The sequence below is a fragment of the Paramuribaculum intestinale genome, assembly GCF_003024925.1.
Classification (GTDB): domain Bacteria; phylum Bacteroidota; class Bacteroidia; order Bacteroidales; family Muribaculaceae; genus Paramuribaculum; species Paramuribaculum intestinale.
The window spans coordinates 1-2,560 of the sequence record NZ_PUED01000261.1; the positions used below are offsets into that span (position 1 = coordinate 1).

The 2,560-nt window shown below is 40.0% G+C and carries 2 protein-coding genes; both read right to left on the reverse strand.

From position 1 onward, the window contains the following. The coding region (locus tag C5O24_RS14650) for a glycosyltransferase family protein (protein WP_439331594.1) at positions 1-595 on the reverse strand (595 nt) is incomplete at its 3' end. Between the two features lie 344 nt (positions 596-939). Then, positions 940-2,418 (reverse strand): MATE family efflux transporter, encoded by a 1,479-nt coding sequence (locus C5O24_RS12465; RefSeq protein WP_107036032.1) that lies wholly within the window; start codon positions 2,416-2,418, stop codon positions 940-942. Between the last annotated feature and the right edge of the window lie 142 nt (positions 2,419-2,560).

Genomic DNA, 2,560 nt, shown 5'->3' on the forward strand with positions numbered 1-2,560 from the left:
GCGTATATATGTTATTCCAGTTGTACTTACGAGAAAAATTGATCAGATCATATCTTTTACGATTTTTTTGAAGATTGAGAAAGATTTTAAGTAGCTCCTCTTTGTCTTTATAAAAAAGATTCCCGTTATATGCATAATCATTAATTCCATCTATCAGTGGTAGAATAGATGTGATTCCTAGTGATTGTGCTTCAAGTAATGTGTTGTTAGCAGTGGCAAAGGTGACAGGTAAGAAGTTATAATCACAGAGTTCGATAAGAGAATAATACTCATCGTCGGATAATCGATTGTAAATACGGACGTTACCATATTGGCCAAGTATAGATTTATATGTATGATCTATTCCGATGAGGTGGAAAATTATTTTGTGATTTTTTTGTATAATGTATTCAAGTGTTTCTAAATCACGATAATTTTTCCCGATTGTGCAAACGTTGATGTTGTCATTGCATATTACATGATTATTTATATCAGCTGGGATCTTTTTTGTAAAAGATGGTTTATCGAATCCGTGAGGGATGAAGACACTCTTGATGCCGAATTTTTCGTTTAAGATTTTTTTTTGTTGAGTGCTCAGGACGATGATACCATCCATCGTTTTTAGAAATTTGATGAATCTCTTTTGCTTCCAATTGTTTTCTATATCAAGATGAAGAGTTATTACAATCTTATGTTTTTGGCTTTGTCTATAAGGAATATAATTTATGCATGTGAGTTCTCCGTAAAATAGATGCGTTATGTCGTGTTTGTATCTCAATATACGCGTCTTGAACTCTAAAATCAGTCTTGGGATGTGATACAAGACTCTGGTGTAAAAAAATCGACCTAATGGTTGATCTTCTGAATATAATACTGTTTTGTTTACGTTGTTATAAGTCACTTTGTTGTAGCCGCCATTAGCGGAGTGCATAATTCCTTTGAATCCAGAATAGAGGATTTTCATTTTGTAAGATTGATGAGGCGGTTAATAAATAGCCGGAAGCCTTTGGTAGTAAAATATAGTGTGGTGGACAATATGGCAGACAGTAGGATGACAAATAGTGTGGAAGCGATGAGAAATCGTGTCCAAGATGCTGCGGGATCGATGGGAATGAATCTGTAAAGGGTTGTTGTAATAAGAATCGCTGCAGTTGCCAGAAGAGTATAACGTAGAAAGAGTGTGAGATATTTGAGTGGTGGCTGTTTTAGTCCGCAGGTGTAAAGGAAATACGGTTTCCAAATGCCTATGATAATAATAAGGCTTATGAGTGATCCGGAGAGTATGCCCGGAAGACCCCATAGATAACCAAAAGCTATGGATATAGTGATGTTGATTAATGCTTCGGCAATAGGTGACCAAATGTCTTTGAACAGACCGAAGGCGTTGATAAAGATATCGAGGGCATTGCGATATATGTTGATGAACAAGACTCCGGCTATTATGATGACTGTAATTGCGGGTAGGATGTATGATCGGCCAATCCACAGTTGGATAAACGGTGGTGTAAGTATTGTGAAACAGACAGATGCAATTGTTGCGAAAAAGAAGCGGATGCTGAACATTTCTTCGAATACTGTTAGTATTTTAGAAGTGTTATTTTCAGCTATGAGATCGCCTACGCCTGCAGCTGTGCTGCCGAACACTGCGTCGCAGGCGCTGCGGATGCCGTTGACTATAATAAGGTAGTTGCCGTAGATGGTGACTACTGAAAGGGATAGGTAGGCGTAGATTATGAGTGGTGATGCTTGAAAAAGAGCAAACCCGGCGATGCGGTGGAAAATGAGTTGTTTGATTTTTGTGAATATGATAGCATGAGTTTTTTTTAGCTGGTGGAATGATTGGGTGACGGGGCGGAGGTAGGGGAATGTGTGTTTGATGTGTCGGTGTAGTGAAATGGTTGCAATTATTGCAAAAATCACTTCGAGTATAAGCCACCATACATAAGGGTTGGGCAGTTTGGCGACAGCAAGCATTTGGAAGACAATCTTAATGATGATCCATGTGCGGTAATAGAGTTGGATGGCGTAGTCTTTTTGAGAGGATGAAAGGAGTACTTGACGATAGGTGAAGAAATAGCTGAGGAGTGAACTGAAAAGCATAACTCCAAAAGATGCATACGCGTACCAGAGGGGTAGTGATATTTTTTTGAAGATAATTGGGAAGAAAGCCATTACGGCCAATGCTCCAATTATCATGAAAATTGCTATTCGTCGATATAGGAAGCCTTGAAGGGCGATGATTTCACAGATTGTGTCGTGATTTTTTTGGCGTATGGGTCGGTAGAGTGAGAATCCAACGGCTGTGCCAATTCCGAGTTCAGCAAGGTTAATGAATTGAAGGATGTTGACGGCAGTAGTGTTAAGTCCGAGTATTTCGTCGCCGAGGTAGTTGATGAAGATTTTTCTGGAGTAGAAGCCCAACAGGAGTTGTACGACCATGTATATGGACGAAATGGATGAGTTTATTAGTCCAAGTTTAGTTCTGGATTGGCTCATAATCTGATGGAGGGCATGGGATCAGGCGGGGAGGGGCTGGATGTCGAGGGGGGAGATGGCGACGGTGGCGCAGCCGAGTTGGTGG

What these genes read in the sequence shown, in the direction of transcription:
- C5O24_RS12465 (WP_107036032.1), bottom strand. Translation starts at nt 2,418, where the DNA reads ATGGTCGTACAACTCCTGTTGGGCTTCTACTCCAGAAAAATCTTCATC.